The sequence below is a fragment of the Mesorhizobium sp. CAU 1732 genome (genome assembly GCF_039888675.1).
Lineage (GTDB): Bacteria > Pseudomonadota > Alphaproteobacteria > Rhizobiales > Rhizobiaceae > Aerobium.
The window spans coordinates 3,373,287-3,398,285 of the sequence record NZ_JBDQQR010000001.1; the positions used below are offsets into that span (position 1 = coordinate 3,373,287).

General features: G+C 64.3%; 14 protein-coding genes and 1 pseudogene. 4 read left to right on the forward strand and 11 right to left on the reverse strand.

The annotated features are described in order from the left end of the window. Positions 1-31: 31 nt before the first annotated feature. From AAFN55_RS16445 to AAFN55_RS16460, 4 genes are all read right to left on the reverse strand, one after another. Entirely contained in the window at positions 32-976 is a 945-nt protein-coding gene (locus AAFN55_RS16445) for a DMT family transporter (protein ID WP_347799904.1), read from the reverse strand. Between the two features lie 119 nt (positions 977-1,095). Then, complete coding sequence (gene preA, locus AAFN55_RS16450) at positions 1,096-2,409, reverse strand: NAD-dependent dihydropyrimidine dehydrogenase subunit PreA (RefSeq protein ID WP_347799905.1); 1,314 nt, start codon at positions 2,407-2,409, stop codon at positions 1,096-1,098. Between the two features lie 84 nt (positions 2,410-2,493). Beyond that, the gene (locus AAFN55_RS16455) at positions 2,494-2,847 is read right to left on the reverse strand and encodes a hypothetical protein (protein WP_347799906.1); all 354 of its coding nucleotides are present in this window, start codon (positions 2,845-2,847) and stop codon (positions 2,494-2,496) included. Further along, the gene (locus AAFN55_RS16460) at positions 2,844-4,193 is read right to left on the reverse strand and encodes an NAD(P)-dependent oxidoreductase (RefSeq protein ID WP_347799907.1); all 1,350 of its coding nucleotides are present in this window, start codon (positions 4,191-4,193) and stop codon (positions 2,844-2,846) included. The genes AAFN55_RS16455 and AAFN55_RS16460 overlap by 4 nt, the downstream gene beginning before the upstream one ends. A 183-nt stretch (positions 4,194-4,376) precedes the next feature. Between AAFN55_RS16460 and AAFN55_RS16465 the strand changes: the two genes are divergently transcribed. Then, the gene (locus AAFN55_RS16465) at positions 4,377-4,751 is read left to right on the forward strand and encodes a GFA family protein (RefSeq protein ID WP_347800288.1); all 375 of its coding nucleotides are present in this window, start codon (positions 4,377-4,379) and stop codon (positions 4,749-4,751) included. A 6-nt stretch (positions 4,752-4,757) separates the two neighbouring features. On the opposite strand, the gene AAFN55_RS16470 is transcribed toward AAFN55_RS16465, so the two are convergent. Both AAFN55_RS16470 and AAFN55_RS16475 read right to left on the reverse strand, forming a co-directional pair. Further along, positions 4,758-7,184, reverse strand: coding sequence for an FAD-dependent oxidoreductase (locus AAFN55_RS16470; protein ID WP_347799908.1), 2,427 nt, complete (start codon positions 7,182-7,184; stop codon positions 4,758-4,760). A gap of 208 nt (positions 7,185-7,392) precedes the next feature. Next, positions 7,393-8,934: a trimethylamine methyltransferase family protein gene (locus AAFN55_RS16475; protein WP_347799909.1), complete on the reverse strand. Its 1,542-nt coding sequence runs from the start codon at positions 8,932-8,934 to the stop codon at positions 7,393-7,395. A 207-nt stretch (positions 8,935-9,141) separates the two neighbouring features. Here AAFN55_RS16475 and AAFN55_RS16480 point away from each other — a divergent pair, with 207 nt between their 5' ends. Next, positions 9,142-9,732 (forward strand): hypothetical protein, encoded by a 591-nt coding sequence (locus tag AAFN55_RS16480; protein WP_347799910.1) that lies wholly within the window; start codon positions 9,142-9,144, stop codon positions 9,730-9,732. A 42-nt stretch (positions 9,733-9,774) separates the two neighbouring features. Here the strand turns inward: AAFN55_RS16480 and AAFN55_RS16485 are convergent, their stop codons facing one another. The 5 genes and pseudogenes from AAFN55_RS16485 to AAFN55_RS16505 form a co-directional block, all read right to left on the reverse strand. Then, entirely contained in the window at positions 9,775-10,134 is a 360-nt protein-coding gene (locus tag AAFN55_RS16485; protein ID WP_347799911.1) for a VOC family protein, read from the reverse strand. Positions 10,135-10,867: 733 nt separating this feature from the next. Further along, positions 10,868-12,964, reverse strand: a pseudogene (locus tag AAFN55_RS16490) (ABC transporter ATP-binding protein); the annotation flags it as partial. Between the two features lie 20 nt (positions 12,965-12,984). Then, positions 12,985-14,142 (reverse strand): ABC transporter permease, encoded by a 1,158-nt coding sequence (locus tag AAFN55_RS16495; protein ID WP_347799912.1) that lies wholly within the window; start codon positions 14,140-14,142, stop codon positions 12,985-12,987. 12 nt (positions 14,143-14,154) lie between these two features. Beyond that, positions 14,155-15,189: an ABC transporter permease gene (locus AAFN55_RS16500; protein ID WP_347799913.1), complete on the reverse strand. Its 1,035-nt coding sequence runs from the start codon at positions 15,187-15,189 to the stop codon at positions 14,155-14,157. A gap of 208 nt (positions 15,190-15,397) precedes the next feature. Next, on the reverse strand, positions 15,398-17,050 hold the full coding sequence (locus tag AAFN55_RS16505; protein ID WP_347799914.1) for an ABC transporter substrate-binding protein: 1,653 nt from the start codon (positions 17,048-17,050) through the stop codon (positions 15,398-15,400). Positions 17,051-17,448: 398 nt separating this feature from the next. On the opposite strand from AAFN55_RS16505, the gene AAFN55_RS16510 reads away from it, so the two are divergent. Then, a complete protein-coding gene (locus AAFN55_RS16510) occupies positions 17,449-22,917 on the forward strand; it encodes an alpha-2-macroglobulin family protein (protein ID WP_347799915.1) in 5,469 nt (1,822 codons plus the stop codon). A gap of 4 nt (positions 22,918-22,921) precedes the next feature. Beyond that, complete coding sequence (gene pbpC / locus AAFN55_RS16515) at positions 22,922-24,994, forward strand: penicillin-binding protein 1C (RefSeq protein WP_347799916.1); 2,073 nt, start codon at positions 22,922-22,924, stop codon at positions 24,992-24,994. Positions 24,995-24,999 lie beyond the last annotated feature (5 nt).

The following is a 24,999-nucleotide window of genomic DNA, read 5'->3' on the forward strand; positions in this document are numbered from 1 at the left end:
GTCGCCGATCCTGGTTAACCAATCACTATGATCATCCGTCTCGCGACAGGGCCAGAACGACGAGGCCGAGAACCGTCACGAGCGCACCGGCCATGACGCTGGCATTCACCCACCCGTGGCCAAGAAGGCCCTCGAAAACGATGACGAAGGACGGCGTGAGATAGGTGTAGGCGAGCACCTTCGCGGCCGGCAGCCGCAAGGCAGCGAACTGGACCAGAAACGTCGTGCCCGCCGTCGTGAAGACGGCAAGATATGCGATCGCGATCCACACGATGGCGGGAAGGTTCATCCAGTCGGTCCGGGCGATCTCGACCGCGCCGTAGACGGCGATGCACACACCCGTCGCAAAGAGCGTCCACATCGTGAAGAACACCAGCGGCTCACCGCGACTGAACCGCTTCACCAGCGGCGCATAGGCGGCGTGGCACGCGCAGCCGACCACGAAGATGAGTTCGCCACGGCCGATATCGAAGGCGCGGATGGCGGCGAGATCGCCGCCGAAGATCACCCATATCGCGCCCAGCCCCGCAAAGACGAGACTCGCCCATACGAGACCGCGCGGCACCTGCCCCAGAAAAAGCCAGCCGAAGAAGGCCGACATCAACGGCATCAGCGTGAACACCGCGCCTGTCGCGACCGGCGTCGTCAGCCCGAGCGCGACGAACATCGTGATGAAAAAGACCGCCATCAAGAGGCCCAGCAGCCCGAAGCGCCATGGCGAACGCGGCAGCGTGACCCGACCGGACAGGACGACGAAAGCCGCGATTGCCATCAGCGACGTCCCGATCAGGAACCGCATCGCGTTGATTGCCGCCGGGCCGATATAGGGCACGGCGAGCGCACCGACCGAATAGGACCCGGCAACCAGCGTGGCGAAGACAAGCATTGCGAGATGGCCCAGCAGCTTCTGCCTGCCGGTCGCGAATGTCGTGTTGGTTGAGGGGGTGTCGGCGGGGAGTGTGACTGGCTGGTTCAATGCGTGTTCCTTCCCGCCATGCCTAGCCGACGCGCTCACGGCGAGGAAGGAAAAACCACAGGGCCAGCGCCGGCATCACCCGATACGCAACATGGGCGACGCCGGCGCGGCAGGGAGAACTATTCCGCGGCCTCGCGGGCCATCGGATTGTTCGGATGCGTCGTCCAGTTGGCATAGACCGGCTCGACGACCTTGCCGGTACGCTGGTCGAGTACACCCGCGGCAAGCGGTTCCATCGTGATGCAGCCCTCCACCGGGCAGACATTGACGCAGAGATTGCAGCCGACGCATTCGTCTTCCATCACCTCGAAGTGGCGGACGCCGTCCACCATCGACGTGATCGCCTGATGCGATGTGTCCTCGCAGGCGATGTGGCAGCGCCCGCATTTGATGCAGGCATCCTGATCGATACGCGCCTTGGCGACGTAGTTGAGATTCAGATACTGCCAGTCGGTGACGTTGGGCGTCGCGCGCCCGATGACGTCGTCAAGCGTGCGGTGGCCCTTCTCGTCCATCCAGTTTTCCAGCCCCGCGATCATCTCCTGGACGATCTTGAAGCCGTAGGTCATGGCCGCCGTGCAGACCTGAACATTGCCGGCGCCGAGCGCCAGGAACTCGGCAGCATCGCGCCACGTCGTAATGCCACCAATGCCCGAAATGGGCAGGCCGCGCGTTTCCGGGTCGCGCGCGATCTCGGCCACCATGTTGAGCGCGATCGGCTTCACCGCCGGTCCGCAATAACCGCCATGGCTGCCGCGCCCGTCGATCGACGGCTCAGGCGAAAACGTGTCGAGATTGACCGCCGTGATCGAATTGATCGTGTTGATCAGCGAGACGGCGTCGGTGCCGCCGGCATGGGCGGCTCGCGCGGGCTTGCGGATATCGGTGATGTTGGGCGTCAGCTTCGTGATGACAGGCATGCGCGTATATTGCTTGCACCAGCGCACCACCATCTCGATATATTCCGGCACCTGGCCGACAGCGGCGCCCATGCCGCGCTCGCTCATGCCGTGCGGACAGCCGAAATTGAGCTCGATGCCGTCAGCGCCGGTTTCCTCCACCAGCGGCAGGATCGAGCGCCAGGCATTCTCCTCGCACGGCACCATGATCGATGCGATGAGCGCGCGATCCGGCCAGTCGCGCTTGACCTGCTTCATCTCGCGCAGGTTCGTCTGAAGGTCGCGGTCGGTGATCAGCTCGATGTTGTTGAGGCCCAGAAGCCTGCGATCCGCGCCCCAGATCGCGCCGTAACGCGGGCCGTTGACATTGACGACGGGCGGTCCCTCCTCGCCGAGCGTCTTCCAGACGACCCCGCCCCAACCGGCCTTGAAGGCGCGGACGACGTTGTATTCCTTGTCGGTCGGCGGCGCGGAAGCAAGCCAGAACGGATTCGGTGACTTGATGCCGACGAAATTGCTGCGAAGGTCTGCCATGGGTTTCTTCCTCTGGCTTCGGCGGATGCATCCGCACCGCCGCACATTGTCCTAACTCACCTGCCGCCCGAGCACCGTTCGGCCCTATCCGTCACACCGATCGAAATGGGTGGGCTCGTCGCCTTCGACAGTGACGAAGATTGTCTCCGGAGCGGCCTTGCTCGCCTCAAGCCGAACCATTTTTCCGTCCATCCGAACCGTCTCGTCACCGTTTGGGTAGACGTTCGCGCACGAGACGGTGACGTCGAACGCGTCCTGCGTCGGGCGACCATCGGTCCAGGCGCAGATCGTATGCTCGTTGAACCCGATCTCGTCAGCCTCGATGATCAGCCGCTCGCCCCTGCCCGCAGCGCACCACTCCCCCTCGAGCCAGCTATCAGACGCCACGGCCTGCGCCGCGACGAAAAGCAGGGGCGCAAGGGCAACAGCGGCTTTCATGCAAGGGCCCGGTTGATGCTATCCGCCGCATCGCGGCCATTGGCTGTCGCCGACACGGTCAGATCTTCGCCGCCGACGATGCAATCGCCCCCGGCCCAGACTTTCGGGATCGAGGTCCGGAACTCTTCGTCCACGGCGATGCGCCCGCCCGACAGCGTCATGGCGGCACCGCTGCCGTTGAGCGGCGCGGCGTCGAAGGTCTGTCCGACCGCCTTGAAAATCTGATCGGCCTCGAGCCTGACAGTCTCGCCGGTCCCCACCAGCGCGCCGTCGGACAGCGCGGTGTATTCGAGCTCGATGCCGGCGAGGCGTCGGCCCTCCGCCACCACGCGCTTCGGCTGCATCCAATGACGGATGATCACGCCCTTCGATGCGGCAAGGTCCTGTTCGAACTCGGACGCGTTCATGTGTTCCTTGCCGCGGCGATAGGCGATCGTGACCTCTTCCGCGCCGAGCAGCTTGGACTGGATGGCCGCGTCGATGGCCGTCATGCCACCGCCGATGACGACCACGCGACGGCCGACCGGCATGGAAGTCAGATCGTCGGCCTGTCGCAGGACGGAGATGAAATCGACTGCGGACTCGACGCCGGGAGTTTCCTCTCCCTCGGCGCGCAGCGCATTGACACCGCCGAGGCCCGTTCCGATGAAAACGGCATCATATTTGGAAGCAAGCTCGGCGAGCGAAAAATCCCTGCCGAGAGCCTGTTCGTTGACGATCGAGATGCCGCCGATCGCGGTGACGTATTCGACCTCGGCCTGCGCGAAATCGTCCGTGCTCTTATAGGCCGCGATGCCGTATTCGTTGAGGCCGCCGGCCTTGGGCCGCGCCTCGTAGATGGTGACGTCGTGGCCGTGCATGGCCACCCGATGCGCACAGGCAAGACCGGCCGGCCCGGCACCGATGACGGCGACTTTTTTGCCGGTCGTCGGAGCACGCTGGTAGAACTGCTTGCCCTGCCCCATCGCGGCGTCTGTGGCGTAGCGCTGCAAGCGCCCGATCTGGACGGGCTTGCCTTCGGCGGTTTCGCGAACGCAGACCTCTTCGCACAGCGTCTCGGTGGGACACACACGGGCACACATGCCGCCCATGATGTTCTGGTCGAAGATGGTTTTGGCCGACCCGAGCGGGTTGCCGGTCGAAATCTGGCGGATGAAGAGCGGGATGTCGATCGATGTCGGACATGCCTGCATGCACGGCGCGTCGTAGCAGAAATAGCAACGATCAGCCTCGACCAGCGCTTCGTGATGGTCGAACGGCGGATGCAGGTCCGCGAAATTGTCTGCGTACTGAACGGGCGCGAGCCGACCAGCGGCGATGCCCTCCTTGAACTGGCCTTCAGCCATCGTCCATGATCCCCATTATTGGTTTTGATGGGATGCTAGCATGGATAGTTTTTTTATCAATCGGTCAAATTTCCGATCTGGACGCTAAGCTACGGAATAAGTTGAGTATTCTTATCATATTTCGGTGGAACGCTGTGCAGCCGTCTTTCAATGCCGACTGCATTTGATACATTGCACGGCATGATACGACGTGAAGCGACATGCGCCTGCGGCGGCCTTGCGGCACGTTGCACCGGCGAGCCTCTCAAGGTTTCACTATGCCATTGCCTCGAATGCCAGAAGCGCACCGGCAGCGCGTTCGGGATCGCGACATTTTTCGAGCATGAGAACATGTCCGCCGGCGGCGCGTCGAACACGTTCACGCGCGCGTCGGACAGTGGGTTCGACGTGACATTCCACTTCTGCCCGACATGCGGAACCACCGTCTTCTGGTATCCGCTGCGCATGCCCCATCTGGTCGCCGTCGCAGCAGGCTGCTTCGCCGATCCCGCATTTCCGCGCCCGACGCAGAGCGTCTACGTGGAAAGCCGCCATCCATGGCTTGCCGTCGAAGATTAAGGTGCCTCAGGCGCGCAACCTCTCCAGGTTTGCATCGAAGAGCGGGGCTGGCTGGACCCGCGCGGCATGCCGGCGTCCGAGGAACTCGATCTCGAAACCGTCGCTCTCGTCGGCGATCTCCTTCGGCACATAGCCGAGCGCCACCGACTTGCCGGAATGGTGCGCGTAGCCTCCGGACGTGACCCAGCCCTGCACCGTGCCGCCATGCCAGATCGGCTCGTCGCCGATGACATCGGCGTCGGTCGCCTCGACGATGAAGGTCCGCAGGCGCAGCCTTCCGCCATTGGCGCGCTCGTCCAGCGCGCCGGCCTTTCCGATGAAATCGGCTGGCTTGGAATAGGCGACGAACCGGTCGAGGCCTGCCTCCAGCGGCCCGTAGATCGGGCGATATTCGCGCGCCCAGGAGCCGTATCCCTTTTCGAGCCGCAGCGCATTCAGCGCCCTGCCCCCGAACAGGCCGATGCCGAACTCCTCGCCGGCAGCCATCAGCGTCTCATAGACGTGGCGCTGATATTCGGGGGCCATCCAGATCTCGTAGCCCAAATCCCCGGTGTAGCTGACGCGCCCGACGATGCACGGCGCCATGCCGATATCCATGCGCGCGACCGCCATGAACGGAAACGCCTTGGTCGAGACGTCCACGCGCGTGACCTTTGCGAGCACGTCGCGCGCGCTCGGCCCCGCGATCGACAGCCCGAGCCGCGACAGGCCCAGCGCCTCGACGCGCACCGACCCATCCGCAGGCAGGTGCTTCTCGAACCAGCGCATGTGATGCTGCTCGGCCAAACCCGAGCCGGCGATGAACCACTCGCCGCCGCCGAGATTGGCAAGCGTGAAATCGCCGATGAGCTTGCCGTCGTCCTTCAGCATCGGCGCGATTGTCATGCGGCCTTCCGCAGGCAGCTTGCAGGCGAGCATGCGGTCGAGCCATTCGGCAGCGCCCGCGCCCGCCACGCGATACTTTGCGAAGCTGGAAATCTCCGAGAGTCCGACGCGCTCGCGCGTACTGGCGACCTCCTTCGCGACGTGCTCGAAATCGCTCGATCGACGCCAGGAGAACTCGTCCTTGACGCCCTCCGGCGCGTACCAGAGCGGCACTTCCAGCCCGTAGGCGACGCCCCACTGCGCGCCCTTGGCGGACAGCAGATCGTAGATCGGCGTGGTGCGCAGCGGCCGGCCTGCCGGATATTCCTCGTTCGGGAAGCGGATCGAGAAGCGGCGCGAATAGTTCTCGCGCACCTTGGCGTTGGTGTAGGCCATCGACGCCCAGTCGCCGTAGCGCGCGACGTCCATCGCCCAGATGTCCGCGCCGGGATCGCCGTGGATCATCCAGTTGGACAGCGCGAGGCCGACGCCGCCGCCCTGGCTGAACCCGGCCATGACACCGCAGGCGACCCAGAAGCCCGGCAGGCCGCGCACGGGACCGACGAGCGGGTTCCCGTCCGGCGCGAAGGTGAAGGGGCCGTTGATGATCTGCTTAATACCCGTGCGCTGGAAAGCGGGAAAATGGCGGAAGCCGACTTCCAGCGACGGCGCGATGCGATCGATGTCGGGATCGAGCAGTTCATGGCCAAAATTCCACGGCGTCTGGTGTTCCGACCACGGCTTGCCGGCTTTTTCGTATGTGCCCATGAGCATGCCGCCGCGTTCCTGACGAAGGTAAAGCTCGCCGTCGAAATCGACCGCGTGAATGATCTCCGTGCCGGTCTTCGCGTTCCACGCGGCGACCTCCGGCATGTCCTCGGTGATGAGGTACATGTGCTCCATCGCCAGCACCGGCAGTTCGAGCCCGACCATGCGGCCGACCTCGCGCGCCCAAAGGCCACCGGCATTGACGACGTGCTCCGCGACCACCTCGCCCTTGTTGGTGATGACACGCCACATGCCGTCCTCGCGGCGCGCGATGTCCTCCACTTTGGTGAAGCGGTGAACCTCGGCGCCCAGCTTGCGCGCGGCCTTGGCATAGGCATGCGTCACGCCGGACGGGTCGAGATGGCCGTCTTCCTTGTTGCGCACAGCGCCGACGAATTCCTTGGGGTCGAGGAGCGGCATCAACTCGCCTGCTTCCTGCGCCGAGATTTCCTCCAGCTCGATGCCGAGATAGCGCCCCTTGGCGACGACGTTGCACAGCCAGTCCATGCGCGCGTTGGTGGCGGCGAGCAGCACGCCGCCGGTCAGGTGCACACCGGTCGCCTGGCCCGACAGTTCCTCGATCTCCTTGTAGAGCTCGATCGTGTATTTCTGCAGCTTGGCGACATTGGGATCGCCGTTGATCGTGTGCATGCCGCCCGCCGCATGCCAGGTCGAGCCGGATGTCAGCTCGTCGCGCTCCAGAAGCATGACGTCCGTCCACCCGGCCCGCGCCAGATGAAACAGCACCGAAGCGCCGACGACGCCACCGCCAATGACCACGACCTGTGCATGCGATTTCATGGATTTATCCGTTGTTTCAAGACGTTGAGAGAGAAACAAGAATCAGTTTGAAAAGGTATTGAACCTCGTTTGAGACGTTCGCGCCGCCCCTCATTCGACCCTTCGGGCCACCTTCTCCCCGTAAACGGGGAGAAGGGGAAGCGGCAAGGTCGCGGCCATCCTCCTTGCCCCGGCAGGGGGATGAGGGGCGGCACAAACGTCCGCCGCCTCAAGGCTCGCCATCCCCGATCTCTTCCTTGCGCTTTGCCACATAGGCTTCGAGTTCCTCGCGGACGCCCTCGTCCATCGCAGGCTCGACATACTCGTCCAGCGCCTTCTTCCAGACCTTCGTCGCCCGCGCGGTCGAGTCGAGGGAACCGGCTTCCTGCCAGCTCTCGTAGTTCTGCCAGTTGGACAAAAGCGGCTGGTAGAAGGCTGTCGAATAACGCTCGAGCGTGTGCGGATCGCCGAAGAAATGCCCGCCGGTCGGCACCCGCTCCAGCGCATCGAGCGCCAGCTCGCCCTCATTGACCTCAATGGGCTTCAAAAATTCCATCATGTGCTGGATCAGTTCGACGTCGATGATGAACTTCTCGTAGGACGCCGTCAGCCCGCCCTCCTGCCAGCCTGCCGCGTGGTAGACCAGATTGCCATGGCCGAGCACCGCACCCCACAGCGCCATCATCGTCTCATAGGCGCCCTGCGCATCGGCGGCATTCGACGCCGAGCCGGGCGTCGTGCGGTACGGCAGATTGTAGCGCCTCGCCAATTGTCCGGACGCGATGTTGGCCTTGGTGTTTTCCGGCGTACCGAAGGCCGGCGCGCCGGATCGCATGTCGACGTTGGACGTGAACGCGCCGTACATGACCGGCGCACCCGGTCGGACGAGCTGGGTGAGCACGATACCCGCCAGCGCCTCGGCGTTCTGCTGCGCCAGTGCACCGGCGAGCGTGACCGGGCTCATCGCGCCCATCAGCGTGAATGGCGTGACTGCGACCGACTGGCCGTGCTCGGCCATGGCGATCAGCCCGTCAGACATCATGTCGTCGAAGCGCCGCGGCGAGTTGACCGAGATGATCGTGGTGACGGCAGGGTCGTCGCGCATCTGGTCGAGCGTCAGCCCGCGCGCGATCGCCATCATCGAGATGCCGTCGAGCGCCCTGCCCGCACCGATCGCCGAGACGTGGAAGCTCTTGTCGGTCAGCGTCAAATTGGCGAAGTAGGTGTCGAGATGGCGCGAATTGGCCGGCAACTCGACGGGCGCGCAGACCTGGTTGCCCAGCATCGTGATGCAGTTGAAGTGCTGCGCCAGCCGCACCAGATCGCGATAGTCGGCCATGTTGCCCGAGCGGCGGCCCCGCTCCATATCGTGCACGTTGGGCGGCCCGGCAACCAGCGTGAAATTGATCGCATCGCCGCCGAGCGGCACCGAATGCGCGGGGTTGCGCGGGGTGAGCGTGTAGGTCGATTGCGTGGTCGCCAGCGCCTGCGCCACCAGCCCCCTGTCTATGAACACCGTTTGCGTCGCTGGGTCGACCTTGGCGCCGGCCCGCGCAAAGAGATCGAGCGCACGGGCGCTCATCATCTCGATGCCGAAATTCTCCAGAATGTGCAGCGACGCCTCGTGGATCGCCTCGACCTGGTCGCCCGACAGCAACCGCATCGGCGGGTAGGGATTGCGCACATGATTGGCGGTCAGTTGCGGGATCGCGGCAGGGCCTTTGTGGGCGGCACGATCTGCGGCACGGCGACGGCGGGGTTCTGCGTTCATGAGGGCTACGGTTACGCCGATCCCGTGTCATGTCTGTCAGAAAAACGTCAGATGCGGGCGTGATTTTAGCCCAAACGTCATCTCTCGCGGCAGAGAACGGCAAAAGCGACATAATGCGCCGTTAAACCAACAAACCCGAGGGACGGCCCGGAGTGGTTAACGCGGCGGACAAGACTTCGTTTATCCTTCTCGCCTATTCCTCCCCATGTGTGTGCGTTCAAGTTTAATAGAGTTTTAGCCGTTCTCGCGTTGCTGGTCCTTGCGGCCTGCGCGTCGCCGCCATCGCGCATCAACAACATCTGTTCGGTCTTCGAGCAGCAGAACGGCTTCTTCAACAACTGGCATTCCGCCGCGAAGCGCACGGAGCGCAAATACGGCATTCCCGTGCACGTGCTCATGGCGACCGTGCGCAAGGAATCCGGGTTCAAGGCCAATGCGCGGCCGCCACGCAACAAGATCCTCGGCTTCATTCCCGGCAAGCGCGCATCGAGCGCATACGGCTACTCGCAGGCGCTGAACGGCACCTGGTCCCAATATGTGAGCGAAAGCGGCAATTGGGGCGCACGGCGCAATTCGTTCAGTGATGCGGTGGATTTCGTCGGCTGGTACCATTCGAAGACGGTCGCGAACCACGGCGTGTCACCCAACGACGCCTTCAGGCTCTATCTCGCCTATTATTCCGGCTGGAGCGGCTATGCGCGCGGAAGCTGGCAAAGCAATGCCAGCATCCAGAAATATGCGCGCGACACGCAGACGATGGCCAACAATTACGCGGCTCAGCTCGCTTCTTGCCGCTGACGGATCGGCCCACGCGCGGCTTCGCGTAGCGAAAGCCTGACGTCAGCCGCGCGAAACGTGCTGGAGAATGTTGACCAGCTTTCCAAACGGATCGCGCACGAAGAAACGCCGAACGCCCCAAGGCTCGTCGGCGGGGCCGTATTCGATCGGATAACCGGCATCCCGCACCCGCATCAGCGCCGTCTCGACGTCGTCCACCTCGATGGAGAGATCGGGCACAGGCGTTCCCGACCCGCCTTCCGACATGACGCTGAGTTGGACCGTCATACGGTCGCCCGAGCCGTATGTCGCGATCCAGCCCATATCCATCAGGGTTTCGAGACCGAGAACCTCGCCGTAAAAATGCTGCGCGGCACCGACCTCGGGCGTCGCGATGTTCGCAACGATGCGCAGGACCCTCATACGCGCCTCGATGTTAGCGAGGCTTCTTGCCGAAGACCCGGACGTATTCGGCCTCGCCGCCCTTCGCCAGCGCCTTGGCCTGCCGCACCCAGTCGTCGCGCTCGATCCGGCCGCTGAAGCGCAGGTGATTGTCGACCCAGTCGCGCTCCGCCTTCTTCCATGCAGCAACCTGCGCGTAGGTGTAGATGCCCAATCCGTTCAAGATGACTTCGATCTTCGGCCCGACCCCCGAAATGAGCTTCAGATCGTCGGGGCGCGACGGTTTGGTCATGGCCACTGGGCGACCTTTTTCGACCGGTGCGGCGGTGGCGGCAACGGCAGAGACCGGAGCCGTCGCGCGCGCCGGTGCCCGTTCCGGCTTTGCACCGATCGCAGCGCGGGCGGCGGCGGGCGAAGGGGCGGTCTTGACCGTCCGCTTCCGCTGCCCGGCCTTGCCCTTGGCATCGGCCGCTTCCTTAAGTGTCCTGGCGCTCGCAGGTTTCACCTCGGCGCTTGCCGCCTGTCGGCCATCGCCGGCCTCGGTGAGCGATTTCTCAGGCGCGGAATCGCCCGGCTGGCCGACCATCGCCTTCGACGAAGCAGGCTTGCGCGACCGCTTCGCCTCAAGCGCCGGGGCGGACGTAGCGGACACCGAAGCGGCCGGCTTTTCAGACGCTCTTGCCGCACGAACCGGTTTGCGCGGTGCCTCTTCGGAAGGCGGCGTGGTCGCCGGATCGGGCTCGGACGCGCCGGCAAAACTGATCACCGGCTCCATCGTCGCCAGTTGCTCGTCGTCCAGCCAGCACAGGCTCTTGTGTCCGCCTCCGAGATCCTTCATCGGCGGCACCTGCGTCTCGCATTTGTCGCCCGGCACGAACTTCTTCCAGCGGCAGCGCGTCTGGAACGGGCAGCCGGACGGCGGGTTCATCGCCGACGGAATGTCGCCGTCGAGCACGATGTGCTTCTTGACCACCGACGTGTCGGCGATCGGGATCGCCGACAGCAGCGCTTCCGTATAGGGGTGGTAAGGCGGCGCGAAAATCTGGTCGGTCGAACCCTGCTCGACGATATGGCCGAGATACATCACCACGACCCGATCCGCGATGTAGCGCACTACCGAGAGATCGTGGCTGATGAACAGCATCGTCGTCTTGTTCTTGCGCTGGATGTCCATCAAGAGTTCGGTGACGGCGGCCTGCACGGACACGTCGAGCGCCGAGACGGGCTCGTCGGCCACCACCACCCGTGCATTGCCGGCGAAGGCACGCGCGACGCCGATGCGCTGCTTCTGCCCGCCGGAAAGCTGCCGCGGCATGCGCTCGGCAAACGCGCGCGGAAGTTTTACGAGATCGAGCAGTTCATACATGCGCTTGCGCCGGTCCTCGACCGTCTTGCCGACCTTGAACTTCTCAAGCGTCCGGATGATCTGCGACCCGACCGAATGGCTCGGATTGAGCGTATCGAACGGGTTCTGGAACACCATCTGGATGCCGGCAACCGTATCGGTGCCGCGCTCCTCGATCGGCGTGTCCCCGATCTGGGTGTTGCCGAGCGTGACCGTGCCGGAGGTGGCCGTTTCGAGCCCGAGCAGAACCTTGGCGAGCGTGGACTTGCCGCAGCCGCTTTCGCCGACGATCGCGACGGTCTCGCTTTCATGGGCTTCGAAACTGATGGATTCGTTGGCCTTGACGGTGCGCGTCTCCGCCCCGCCGAAGATCGCGTTGGCCGCAACCTGATAGTATTTTTTCAGGTTCTCGATCTTGAGTACCGGCGCGCCGGGCTTGACCGCTTCCTTCTCGGTCTTCGCGCCCTCGGGGAGTGCTGCCCAGTCGATCTCGTCGAAGCGCACGCAGCGGCTCATGTGGCGGTCGTGGCCGGCCACTTCGACCATCGGGATTTCCGCGACGTCGCAGACGCCGGCCTTGAAGTGATGGCAGCGCGGTCCGAAATTGCAGCCCTTCGGGCGCTCGTGAGGCAGCGGCAATTGGCCGGGAATGGCGATCAGCGGCCGCGAATTCTTGTCGGCTCCAGGCAGCGGGATCGAGCGGAACAGCCCCTGCGTATAGGGGTGGCGCATATGGTCGAAGACGTCGCGGATCGAGCCCGTCTCGACCGCCTCGCCCGAATACATGACCGTGATGCGGTCGCACGTCTCCAGGATCAGCCCGAGATTGTGCGACACGAAAATCATCGATGTGCCGAACTGCTTGCCGAGCCCCTTCACCAGTTCGACGATGCCGGCCTCGACCGTCACGTCCAGCGCCGTCGTCGGCTCGTCGAGCAGCAGCAGCGCCGGGTTCGAGAGCAGCGCCATCGCAATCACGATACGCTGCTGCTGGCCGCCGGAAAGCTGGTGCGGATAGGATCGCATCATGCGTTCGGGGTCGGGCAGGCGCACCGAGCGCACCATCTCCAGCGCGCGCTTGTACGCTTCGTCCTTCGACACCTTGTCGTGGATCAGCGGCACTTCCATGAGCTGCTGGCCGACCTTCATCGCCGGATTGAGGCTCGCCATCGGCTCCTGGTAGATCATGGCGATCTCGTTGCCGCGCACGGAACGCAGTTCCTCCTCGCTCAGGTCGCCCATGTCACGGCCCTTGAACTTGATCCGGCCGCCGACGATCTTTCCGACATTGGACAGGTCGCGCATGATGCCGAGCGACACCGTCGACTTGCCGCATCCGCTCTCGCCCACGATGCCCATCGCCTCGCCGGGCATCACCGTGCAGGAAAAATCCATCACGGCAGGGATTTCGCCGCGACGCGTGAAGAACGAGATCGAGAGATTCTCGATGTCGATGATCGGCTCGGCGCCTTGGACGGCTTCTTCGGTGTTGACTGTTTCGTTCATGGGTTTGCCCCTCGGCACGATTAGTCTTTGAGCGATTGTTCGCGAAGCGCGTCGGCGAGCAGATTGAGCCCGAGCACGAACGACATCAGCGCGAACGTCGGCGGCAAGGCCGGATGGATCGTGGCGCGCAGGAGCCGGCTCGCATCCTTGATCGCCGTGCCCCAGTCGGGGCTTTCAGGCGCGAGGCCCAGGCCGAAATAGCCGAGCGTGCCGAGCAGGATCGTGGTGTAGCCGATGCGCAGGCAGGCATCGACGATCAGAGGGCCACGCGCATTGGGAAGCACCTCCCAAAGCATGATGTACCACGGCGTTTCACCGCGCGTCTGGGCGGCGGCCACATAGTCGCGCGTCTTGATATCCATCACGAGGCCGCGAACGATGCGGAACACGCCGGGGCTGGACGCGAACACGACAGCCACAAAGATGTTCAGCTCGTTCGGCCGGATCGAGATAATGCCGAGCGGATCCGCGTTGAAAACCAGGCCGACATAAATCCATCCGCCGATCAGGAGCGTCAGCCCAAGCTGCACCGCAAGCAGCGCCGGACGGTGCTTGTAGCGGGTGTAGAACAGCGTGGAAAAGAAGATGATCGGGAAGAGGAAGAACACGCCCGCCATGCTGTAGGGGATCGGCGTGTCCATGATGCCCGGCGTCACCAAGAGGTAGAACAGCAGGATCACCGGGAAGGCCAGCACCAGATTGGCGAGGAAGGAGAGGATGGAATCCACCCTTCCCCCATAGTAGCCGGCCGGAAGGCCGAGGGTCGTTCCCACCATCAGCGCGAACATCGTCGCAGCCGGCGCGATGATCAGCACGATGCGGCTGCCATAGACCATGCGCGAGAACACGTCGCGGGCGAGCTTGTCGCCGCCGAACAGGAACACCTGGCCGCTGTTCGGTTCGATGGCGCCGGGTAGCGCGTCCTTCATGACGAGGAACTGTCCGAGCGGATCGAAGGGTGCGATCGTTCCGGAGAAGATTGCGGTGAAGACCCAGAACAGGCAGATCATCACGCCCGCAATGCCGACATAGCTGTCGAAGAGCTGGCCGTAGAGGCCGAGGCGTTTCTTGAAGCTGATGGTCAGGACGAGGATGATGGCAAGCGCGATCCAGACCGGCCAGAACCGCGCCAGCACGCCCAGAAAGATCTGGAAGCCGCCGATGAACTCGAGATTCATGGGTCGTCTCTCCTACTGAACGCGGATGCGCGGGTTGAGATAGGCGTACCCGACGTCCGAAATGAGCTGCGTGAACAGGACCACGAAAACCGAGACGAGCGAGCAGCCCAGCAGAAGGTCGATGTCGTTGTTGCCCGCCGCCTCGACGAGCGTGAAGCCGAAGCCCTGGTAGCGGAACATGACTTCCACGATGACGACGCCGGTGAGCAACCACGGAAACTGAAGCATGATGACGGTGAACGGCGCGATGAGCGCGTTGCGCAGCGCGTGCTTGACCACCACCGCGTTGAAGCCGAGGCCTTTGAGGCGCGCGGTGCGGATATATTGCTGCGTCATCACCTCGACCATCGAGGCGCGGGTCATGCGCGCGATGTAGCCGATGCCGTAGATGGCCATGGTCATGACCGGCAGCGTGAAATTGTAGAACGAGATGCCCTGGCTGGTCGCGGTCGCAGCCGACCCGTTCAGCCAGCCGAGCCAGGACGCGAAGACGACCGTGAAGATGATGCCGGAGACATATTCCGGCGTGGCCGTCGTCGTGATCGACGCGACCGACAGCGTTCGGTCCGTCCGCGTCCCCTCCCGCATGCCCGCAACGATGCCGATGAGCAGCGCCACGGGCACCATCACCACCATGACCCAGAACATCAGGATGCCCGTCGCCCCCAGGGCCGGAAACAGCTTGGCGGCGACCGTCGTCTTGAACTTGGTCGAGCAGCCGAAATTACCTTGAAGGATACCGCCGTAATAGGGCTCGGACGGCTCGTTGCAGTATGAGAAGCGCGGTACGGGCTGCCCCTCCGCGTTGAGATTGGGCTGCTTCTCGACGACACCGAGCCAGCGCCCGTAGCGGACGAAGAAATTGTCGCGATAGCCGTTGCGCTGGAGCCAGCTCTCGATGTGTGCGTCCGACGACCGCATATCGAGCTGGCTGATCGACAGCTTCCGGAGGTTCGGCTCCAGATTGATCATGAAGAAGACGACCATGGTGAGACACAGCATGGTCAGCAGCATCGTCCCCAGTCTGCGCACAACGAAATTAAGCATCGCACCCCTGCCGATCAGGTTGGGGATGCGCCGAAGCAAATGTCAGGCGGGTCTGGATACGCAGTGCCGAAAGCTGGCGAGACATCGTGCGATGCGTCGCTTCCATCCCGGTCCTGATCCGCGTCGTGTTCCCGTCAACGCTTGTCGCTCAGGCGCCCCGTGAAAGAGAAAGAGGGGCTGGGCCGCCCCTCTTCCTGTTCGTCACCGCTTACGCGTCGAGCCAGACCTTGCCGAAATCATGCTCGAATGTCGGATGCATGCCATGGTTCTTCACGGCTGCGACCGAGTGATTGTAGAGCTTGCGCCAGTAGGGCTGGATGATGATGCCGGACTCCTGCAGCATTTTCTGGATGTCGCTCATCACCGCCTTGCGCTGTTCCGCGTCGGCGATCGAAAGCGCCTCGCCGATCTTGGCGTCGAGCGCCGGATCGGAATAGGCGGCCTCGTTCCAGGCTTCACCGGTGCGGTACGCGATCGCAACCACCTGGATGCCGAGCGGGCGCATGTTCCAGTTGGTCATCGAGTAGGGATACTTGGTCCAGTCGTTCCAGAAGGTCGAACCCGGCAGAACGGTGCGCTTGACCTTGAATCCGGCCTCGCGAAGCTGTGCTGCGATCGCATCGCCGGTGTTCTTGTGCCAGTCCTCGTCGACCGTGATGAGGTCATGCTCGAAGTCCATCTGGCCCGCCTCTTCCATGAGCGCCTTGGCCTTCTCGATATCGCGGGCGATCTTCGGCAATTCCGCATATTCGGGATGGATCGGGCAGACATGGTGGTTTTCGGCAGGTTCGCCGGCATTGCCGTAGCCGAGCGCCAGAACAGCGGCATTGTCGACTGCGAGCGTCAGAGCCTGACGGACCTTCTGGTCCTGATATGGCGCATTGTCGACGTTCGTACGCGCGACGATGGTCGACGCGGTAACGACTTCCGAAGTCTCGAGCCCGAGGCCCTCGAGGATCGCGACGTAGTCGGCCGTGGTCTCGTGGTTGGTATGGACCTCCTCCGCCTCGAAGGCCGACACCATCGCTGCCGGATCGGTGCCGTAGTCGATGAATTCGACGCCGTCGAGATAGACGTCGCCCTGCCACCACTTGCCGTCTTCGCGGCGCTTGTAGACGACGCTCTGGCCGACATCATAGGAGACGAGTTCGAACGGGCCGGTGCCGATCGGGTTCTGGGCGAAGTTCGCTCCGGTCTCGTCGAACGAGCGGTGCACCACCAGGCCCGGATAGTCGGTCAGGTTCGGAATGAGGGCGATGTCGGGCGTGGACAGGGTCAGCTTGACCGTCATGTCATCGACCTTTTCGATCGAGCCTTCGCGCAGCTTGCCAGTGCCCTCATCGACCAGCGAGCCGAGGCGACCCGGCATGGAATTGCCTTCGGAACTCTTGTCGGCCCAGCGGGTGAAATTGAAGATCACGTCATCGGCGTTGAACGCATCGCCATTCGTCCAGGTGACGTTGGGACGGACATGGAGAACGTATTCCGTCGCCTCGTCGTTAATCTCCCAGCTTTCAAGGAGATACGGCTCGAAGGTAAACTCGCGCGTATACTTCACAAGAGGCTCGAGCGTCTGACGCTCGGCGTTCGCGATTTCGGACCAGTCGGCCGTGCGCGGATCCTTCGGATCCTTGATGGACATCGACACCTTGAGGACGCCGCCGGTCTTCGGCTGCTCCTGCGCGATTGCCTGCGTCGGCACCGCCATCCCGATCATGCCATACGCCATCGCGGTGGTCGCGCCGAACGCGCTGGCCATCGCGAGAAACTCGCGGCGATCGACTTTTCCCGCCTTCGTCGCTTCTGCGAGCGACTTGATGTGATCGGGAACACGATTGCCATTACTCTTGTAGAATTTCATCGACGTTCTCCCATTTGAATCCCTGCTGGTACTACCATTCCGCATCTGACCAGCGATGTCAAAATGGACACAACCAGGCCGCCGCTGCGGAATGTGCAATGTTGCCGAAAGCACGGATGGCGTATTTGCGACAAGGATGACGCAAATTTCGCAGTGATCAAAAGAATTTGGAGCGCACCGGAATGTGCCCGGCGCTCGCGCTGGAACGAGCCGGATATTTGCTGCCCAAAGTCGCAGCATCGGGATATTCGATAGGCATCTTTCCCAATAAGGCGTAGGCCCGATAGCGCCACGCTCGATTGCGTCTGATGCCACCTTCAGGCGCTTTGGCGTGTTGACAAGAAAGCTGGAACACTGCTCATCTCCGCACGGGACGGTTGCAGCGTTTGGAGGCCCATATGTCGGTGCGCGCGGCTCATATCTTTTCCGTCTTCGTGTTCCTCTTCATCGCAATCGCGGGTCCGGCCTCCGGCCAGGACGAGCGATCGATCGTGACCACGGAGAACGGCGACTATTTCGGCTTCGATCTGAGGACCGAACGCGACGTGACACTCGACCAGTGCGAGGCGGTGTGCCTTGCCGACCCGTCATGCGGGGCGTTCACCTACAACACGCGCGCGCAATGGTGTTTCCTGAAGTCCGATTTCAGCGTGCTGAACCCGTTCGCAGGCGCGGTCGCGGGAAAGGTGGTCACGCAATCCACCGAGCCGGATATCGGCGCGCCGCCTGCGCTCGCCTATGTCCCCGACCATATGAGAGAGGATGCTCGCCGCTACCGCACCGCACTCTCGCAGATTGAACCCCAGGAAGACATGGGCGTCGTTTTCCTGTCGTCCTCGGCGGCTAGCGCTGCGAGTGCGGGCAATGCGCGAGAGGCCGTGCAATCCTACCGGTCCGCGCTGGCGATCGCTCCTGAAGATGTCGATCTGTGGATCGCGCTTGCGCGCGCGCAGTTCGCCATTGAGCCGCAGAACAGCCAGGAACAGTCGCAGATCGCACGCGATGGAACGTCCGCCGCGATCAACGCCTACGGCCTTGCCCGAACGACCGACAGACGCGCCGAGACCCTGTCCGTGATGGGTCTGGCGCTCGATCGCCGGGAACTCTTCCGCCCTGCTTTGCAGGCCTATGAAGCAAGCCTCGCGCTGGTGAACGACGCCACCGTTCGCGCCGCCTATCTCGATCTCAAGGAGCGGAAGGGCTTTCGTGTCGTCAATCACACCGTCGATTCCGATCTGGCGGCGCCTCGCGTCTGCGTCCAGTTCTCCGAGGACCTGGCCAAGTCCGGCACCGACTACGCATCGTTCGTGACGCTCGACGACGCCGCGCCTGCGGCGGTCGAGGCGAGCGGCCAGCAGATCTGCGTCGAAGGCCTCGAACACGGCAAGCACTACCGCGTGGGCGTGCGTCAAGGCCTGCCGGCCGCGATCGACGAGGTCATCGAGGCCCCGGTGACGCTGTCGATCTATGTCCGCGACCGCGCTCCGACGATCCGTTTTTCCGGCGAGAATTTTGTCCTGCCGAGCACGGGCCGCCGTGGCCTGCCCATGGTGAGCGTGAACACCCCGTCTGCCGATCTGAAACTGCACCGCGTCGGCGACCGTGCGCTGGCCGACCTTCTCTCCGGCTATCAGTTCCTCCGGCAACTCGATGGCTATGACATCGATGCTTTCGCGAGCAATCTCGGCCAGCCCGTCTGGGAAGGCACGATCGAGATCGCCAACGATCTCAACAAGGAAGTCGTCACGAGTTTCCCCGTCGATGAGGCGCTGCCCGAACGCAAGCCAGGCGTTTACGTGCTCACCGCGATTCCACAGGGCGACCAGACCGAGACCTGGACCTCGAAGGCCACGCAATGGTTCGTCGTCTCCGACATCGGCCTCTCGACCTATGCCGGCGAGGATGGCCTGACGGTGTTCGCGCGCTCGTTGTCTACGGCCAAGGCGCTGGCCGGCACCGAGTTGCAGCTTCTTGCCCGCAACAACGAAATTCTCGGCACGGCAACCACCGATGCAGCCGGCCGCGCGACCTTCACGCCCGGCCTGATGCGCGGCACAGCGAGCATGGCCCCAGCGGTTTTGACGGCCGCACAGGACGCGGATGATTTCGTCTTTCTCGACATGACGCGCGCGGGCTTCGACCTGTCAGACCGCGGCGTGACGGGCCGCCCCGCGCCGGGCGCCGTCGACGTGCTTGCGTGGACGGAGCGCGGCATCTACCGCGCCGGCGAGACGGTGCATGTCGCAGCACTCGCCCGTGACGACGGCGCGACCGCCCTGCCCGATCTGCCGCTGACCTTCATCTTCACGCGGCCGGACGGGGTCGAGGAAAGCCGCACCGTCAGCGACGGCGCGGCACTCGGCGGACATCATGTCCCGCTCGACCTGCAGCAGACCGCGATGCGCGGAACCTGGACCGTTCGCATCCACACCGACCCGAAGGCACCGGCCGTCGCGCAGTCCGTGTTCCTCGTCGAGGACTTCGTCCCTGACCGGATCGAATTCGACCTGACGGCCGAGAGCGACGAGATTGCACCCGGCGAGGTTGCCACGCTCGAGGTCGATGGCCGCTATCTCTATGGCGCGCCGGCATCGAATCTCGCGCTGGAGGGCGAGACGACCATCAACGCAAAACGCGAATGGGGCCGCTTTCCCGGATTCTCGTTCGGCCTCTCCGACGAACAGATCGACACCGGCCTCAACACGCCGCTCGACAGCCTTGAGCCCACGGATGACGACGGCAAGGCAAGTTTCGATGTCGTCCTCGACACGCTGCCCTCCACCACGCAGTTGCTTCAAGCCAAGGTGACCGTGCGCATGCGCGAAGGCGGCGGCCGGGCCGTCGAGCGCAGCACCGTTCTGAACGTCGAGCCCGAGGCTTCCGTCCTCGGCATCCGGCCCGAATTCAACGGCACGGAAGTGCCCGAGAAGTCGCGGGCCGCGTTCCGCGTCATCGCAGTGTCGCCCGAGGGCGATCGCGAGGCGATCGACGCAGCCGCCTGGACGCTGACCAAGATCGAACGCAATTACCAATGGTACAGGTCCGACAATTCCTGGCGATACGAGGCGGTCGCCGTCGAGCGCGAGGTCGCGAACGGCACCGTCGACATCGTCACCGGCGAACCGGCCTCGGTGTCTGTCCCGGTTGAATGGGGGCGCTATCGCCTGGATGTCGAATCGAGCGATCCGTCGGGGCCTGTGGCAAGCTTTGCGTTCGACGCAGGCTGGTTCGTCGAGGCGACGTCCACCGAAACGCCCGACGGCCTGGAGATCGCGCTCGACAAGGAGAGCTACGAAATCGGTGACGTCGCGAGACTGAAGGTCTCGACGCGTTTCGCCGGCGAGATGCTCGTGACCATCGGCTCCGAGCGCCTTATAGACACGGTCGAGGCGAGCGTGCCCGCTGAAGGCACAGAGATCGAAATCCCAGTGACCGCCGAATGGGGCGCCGGTGCCTATGTGACAGCCACGCTCTACAGACCCGGCGATGCCGTCGAAACGCGCATGCCGGCCCGCGCGATCGGCGTGAAGTGGTTGTCTGTCGATCCCGCCGAACGGAAGCTGGACGTCACCCTCGGCACGCCTGAGCGCAGCGCGCCGCGCGAAGAACTCTCGATCCCGATCACGGTCGCAGGATTGCAGTCCGGCGAAGACGCCTATGTCATGGTGGCGGCCGTCGACGTCGGCATCCTCAATCTGACCGGCTACACGCCGCCCGATCCCGAAGGCTGGTATTTCGGCCAGCGGCGTCTCGGCATCGAAATGCGCGACCTCTACGGAAGGCTGATCGACGGCTCGGCCGGCGCGTTCGGGCGCATCCGCACGGGCGGCGATGGCGGCGGCATGGCGACACAAGGCAGCCCGCCGACCGAAAAGCTCGCCGCCTTCTTCGAAGGTCCGGTGAAAGTCGGTCCCGACGGGACGGCGCAAATCGCCTTCGACATACCGGAGTTCAATGGGACGGCCCGCGTGATGGCCGTCGCGTGGTCGAAATCAGCCGTCGGACAGGCCAATTCGGACGTGGTGATCCGCGATCCGGTCGTCGTCACGGCCGGCCAGCCGCGCTTCCTCGCCACTGGCGACCGCGCGACCATCAGGCTCGACATCCACAACACGGATGGACCGGCCGGCGACTATGCCGTGTCGATCGCATCGCAAGGCAAGGCCGGCCTCGATTTCGGGACAGCACCCCAGAGCGTGACGCTCGACACAGGCGCCCGCGCCACACTCCAATTGCCTGTCTCCGCCACGACGACCGGCGATGCAACGGTGACGGTGACGCTTGCCCATGCGGATGGCGTGTCGGTCGAGCGGACGTTGTTCCTGCCCGTTCGTCCGCCTGCAATGCCGCAGACGAGCCAGCAGATCGTGAGCCTTGCGCCCAACGGCGGTTCGATCCGCGTCGATCGCGAATTGCTTGGCGCCAGCATCCTCGATGGCGCTTCGGTCGCGGTCGGCGTGTCCCCGATCTCCGCCTTCGATCTGCCCTCCATGCTGATGACGCTCGACCGCTATCCCTATGGTTGCGCCGAGCAGACGATCAGCCGGGCACTGCCCTTGATGTATGTCAGCGAGCTTTCCGCAAAATCCGGTCTGGAAGACGACCCGGGGTTGCGCAAACGCGTGCAGGACGCGATCGCCCGCGTCATGACCTTCCAGTCGTCCAGCGGGTCGTTCGGCCTGTGGGGACCGGGCTACGGCGACCTCTGGCTCGATGCCTACGTTACCGAATTCCTGACACGAGCACGCGAGCAGAATTACGGCGTGCCCGTCGCGGGCATGACCAGCGCGCTGGAAAACCTGCAGAACCAACTCGCCTATACGACCGACATCGAAGCCCGCGGCACCGAGATCGCCTATGCGCTCTACGTGCTGGCGCGCAACCGCAAGGCATCGGTCGGCGACCTTCGCTACTATGCCGACACGCGCATCGACGAGTTCACGAGCCCGATGGCCCGTGCGCAGATCGCGGCCAGCCTCGCTCTCTATGGCGACACGCCGCGCGCAGAAGCCGCCTTCGCATCCGCGTTCAACAAGGTGCAGCAGGGCACGGACGAAAACTTCTACCGCTCCGACTATGGCTCGAACCTGCGCGACGGCGCGGCGATCCTGGCCCTGGCGGCGGAGACGACGCCCGCTCCCTCCATCATACCGGCCATGATACGCTTCGTGTCGCAGGAGCGGACCCAAAAGACCTATACGAGCACGCAGGAAGAAGTCTGGATGCTGCTCGCGGCCCGCGCGATCGGCGCATCCGGCGATGTGATCAACCTCGAGGTCGATGGCGCGCCGCATCAGGGCAGCTTCGCGAAACGCGTGAGCGGCGAGGAGCTGCTGACGACACCGATCACCGTCGCCAATCGTGGCGACCAGGCGGTCGATGCGGTGATCACGACCGTTGCGGCGCCTGTCGATCCCCTGCCTGCGGGTGGCGACGGCTTCACGATCGAGCGCACCTATTACACGCTCGACGGTGACGAGGCCAACGTGACCGAGGCACGCCAGAACGACCGCTTCGTCGTCGTCCTGCGGGTGGACGAACTGAACGACTGGCAGTCGCGCGTCGCGGTGACCGATCTGCTGCCCGCCGGCTTCGAGATCGACAATCCGCGTCTTGTCGGAAGCGCCGAACTGTCCAACTTCGAGTGGCTGGGCGATCCGGAGGCCGTGCACAGCGAATTCCGCGACGATCGCTTCATCGCGGCCTTCGACAGAACCGAAGGCGGCGCATTCACCGTTGCCTACGTCGTGCGCGCCGTGACGCCGGGTGTCTATGCGCATCCGGCAGCCGTCGTCGAGGACATGTATCGCCCGCAGTTCAACGCACGAACCGCAAGCGGCGTCATGGAGGTGATGGCCGGGCAGTGAGATCATGATCCGCTGGAAGCGCCCTGTCCTCGCACTTGCGTTGACCGCCCTGGTCGGCACGGCGGCGCTTGGTGGTCTGGGCGCTCTCGACCGGGCCTATCCGCCGCCGCTCGATCCCCCCGCGACTTCGGTCGAGGTGGTGGACCGCGACGGCGCGCTGCTGCGTGCGCTGGCGACGCCTGAAGGCGCATGGCGGTTCAAGGTGAGCCTCGGCGATGTCGACCCGCATTTCACGCAGATGCTGATCGCCTATGAGGACCGGCGCTTCCAGTCGCATCGCGGCATCGATCTGCTGGCGCTTGGCCGCGCCGCCATGCAGTTCGTCACCAACGGCCGCATCGTATCCGGCGGCTCCACCATCACGATGCAGTTGGCGCGCCTGATCGAACCACGCGAGCAGCGCTCGCTCGGTGCCAAGCTGCGCCAGATGGTGCGCGCGGTCCAGATCGAGCGCCGGCTGTCCAAGGACGAGATCCTGGAGCGCTATCTGACGCTCGCGCCCTATGGCGGCAATCTGGAGGGCATTCGCGCAGCCACGCTCGCCTGGTTCGGCAAGGAGCCGAAGCGCCTCGGGCTCGGCCAGGCGGCACTCCTCGTGTCCCTGCCGCAATTGCCGGAACGGCGTAGACCCGATCGCAACCCGCAAGCAGCCGGACTTGCCCGCGAACGCGTGCTGGACCGCATGGTCGATTCCGGCGTCCTGGATACACGCGAGGCAGAGCGCGGCCGCAACGATCCGGTCCCGCAGGCGCGGCTCGCTCTGCCGTTCCTCGCCGCGCATGCGGCCGAACTCGCGCTGCGCGAGGCACCCGACGAAACACGTCTGCAACTGACGATCAGCCGGCAGGTTCAGGAGGGGCTGGAACGCGTTGCGCGCGATGCGGCCGCACGACTTGGCCCCCGGCTCTCGGTCGCCATGGTGATGGCGGATGCCCGCACCGGCGACATCGTCGCGGAGGTCGGCTCGGCGGATTTCTTCGATGAGCGGCGGTTCGGCTGGATCGACATGACGCGCGTCGTGCGCTCGCCCGGCTCGACGCTGAAACCCTTCATTTACGGCCTCGCCTTCGAGGAGGGCATGGTCGCGCAGGAAACGATCATCGAGGACAGGCCCACCACCTTCGGCGGCTACCGGCCGAAGAACTTCGACCTTGCCTATCAAGGCGATGTCTCGGTGCGCACCGCCCTCCAGATGTCGCTCAACGTTCCCGCCGTGCGGCTGCTTGATGCGTTCGGCCCGGCCCGCCTCACGACCCGCTTCCGGCATGCCGGCGTCAGTGCCCGTCTGCCGCGCGGCGAAGCGCCCGGCCTCGCGATCGCGCTCGGCGGCGTCGGCCTCACATTGCGCGATCTCGTCCAGCTCTATACCGGCCTCGCCAATCGCGGCGTCGCCACAGCGATCGGCAACACGCCCGAAGAAACCCGCTCGAGCGCGTCCATCCTCGATGCGCGCGCGACATGGCAGGTGGCCGACATGCTGGCCGGCATCGCGCCGCCCGACGGCGCCGCGCAGCGCAGCATCGCCTACAAAACGGGAACGAGCTACGGCTACCGCGATGCGTGGTCGGTCGGCTTCGATGGCCGCCACGTTCTGGGCGTCTGGGTCGGCAGGCCCGATGGAGCGGCGGTGCCGGGCCTCTCCGGCTATGCCTCGGCGGCCCCGATCCTCTTCGACGGCTTTGCCAAGTCCGGCCTACCCGTCACCGCCCTGCCCCGTGCCCCTGCTGGTGCCTTGCGCACCGCGCGCGTCGATCTGCCGGTAACGCAGCGGCGCTTCCGCTCGGGCCGCGAGACGTTGGAGCAGAAAGGCATTGCCGAACCCGCGCCGTTGATCGTCTTTCCGCCGGAAGGCGCACGGGTCGAACTCGCCAGCGCCGCCGGGGCGGACGCCATGCCGCTTGCCCTCAAATTGCAGGGTGGACGGGCGCCGTTTCGCTGGCTGGCAAATGGCCGGCCACTCGACGGGCTATCGCGGCGGCGCACCACGCAATGGCGGCCGGATGGCGCGGGATTCTCGACGCTAACCGTCATCGACGCCTTCGGACGCACCGCAAGCGTAAAAATCTTCGTCGAATAGCAGAC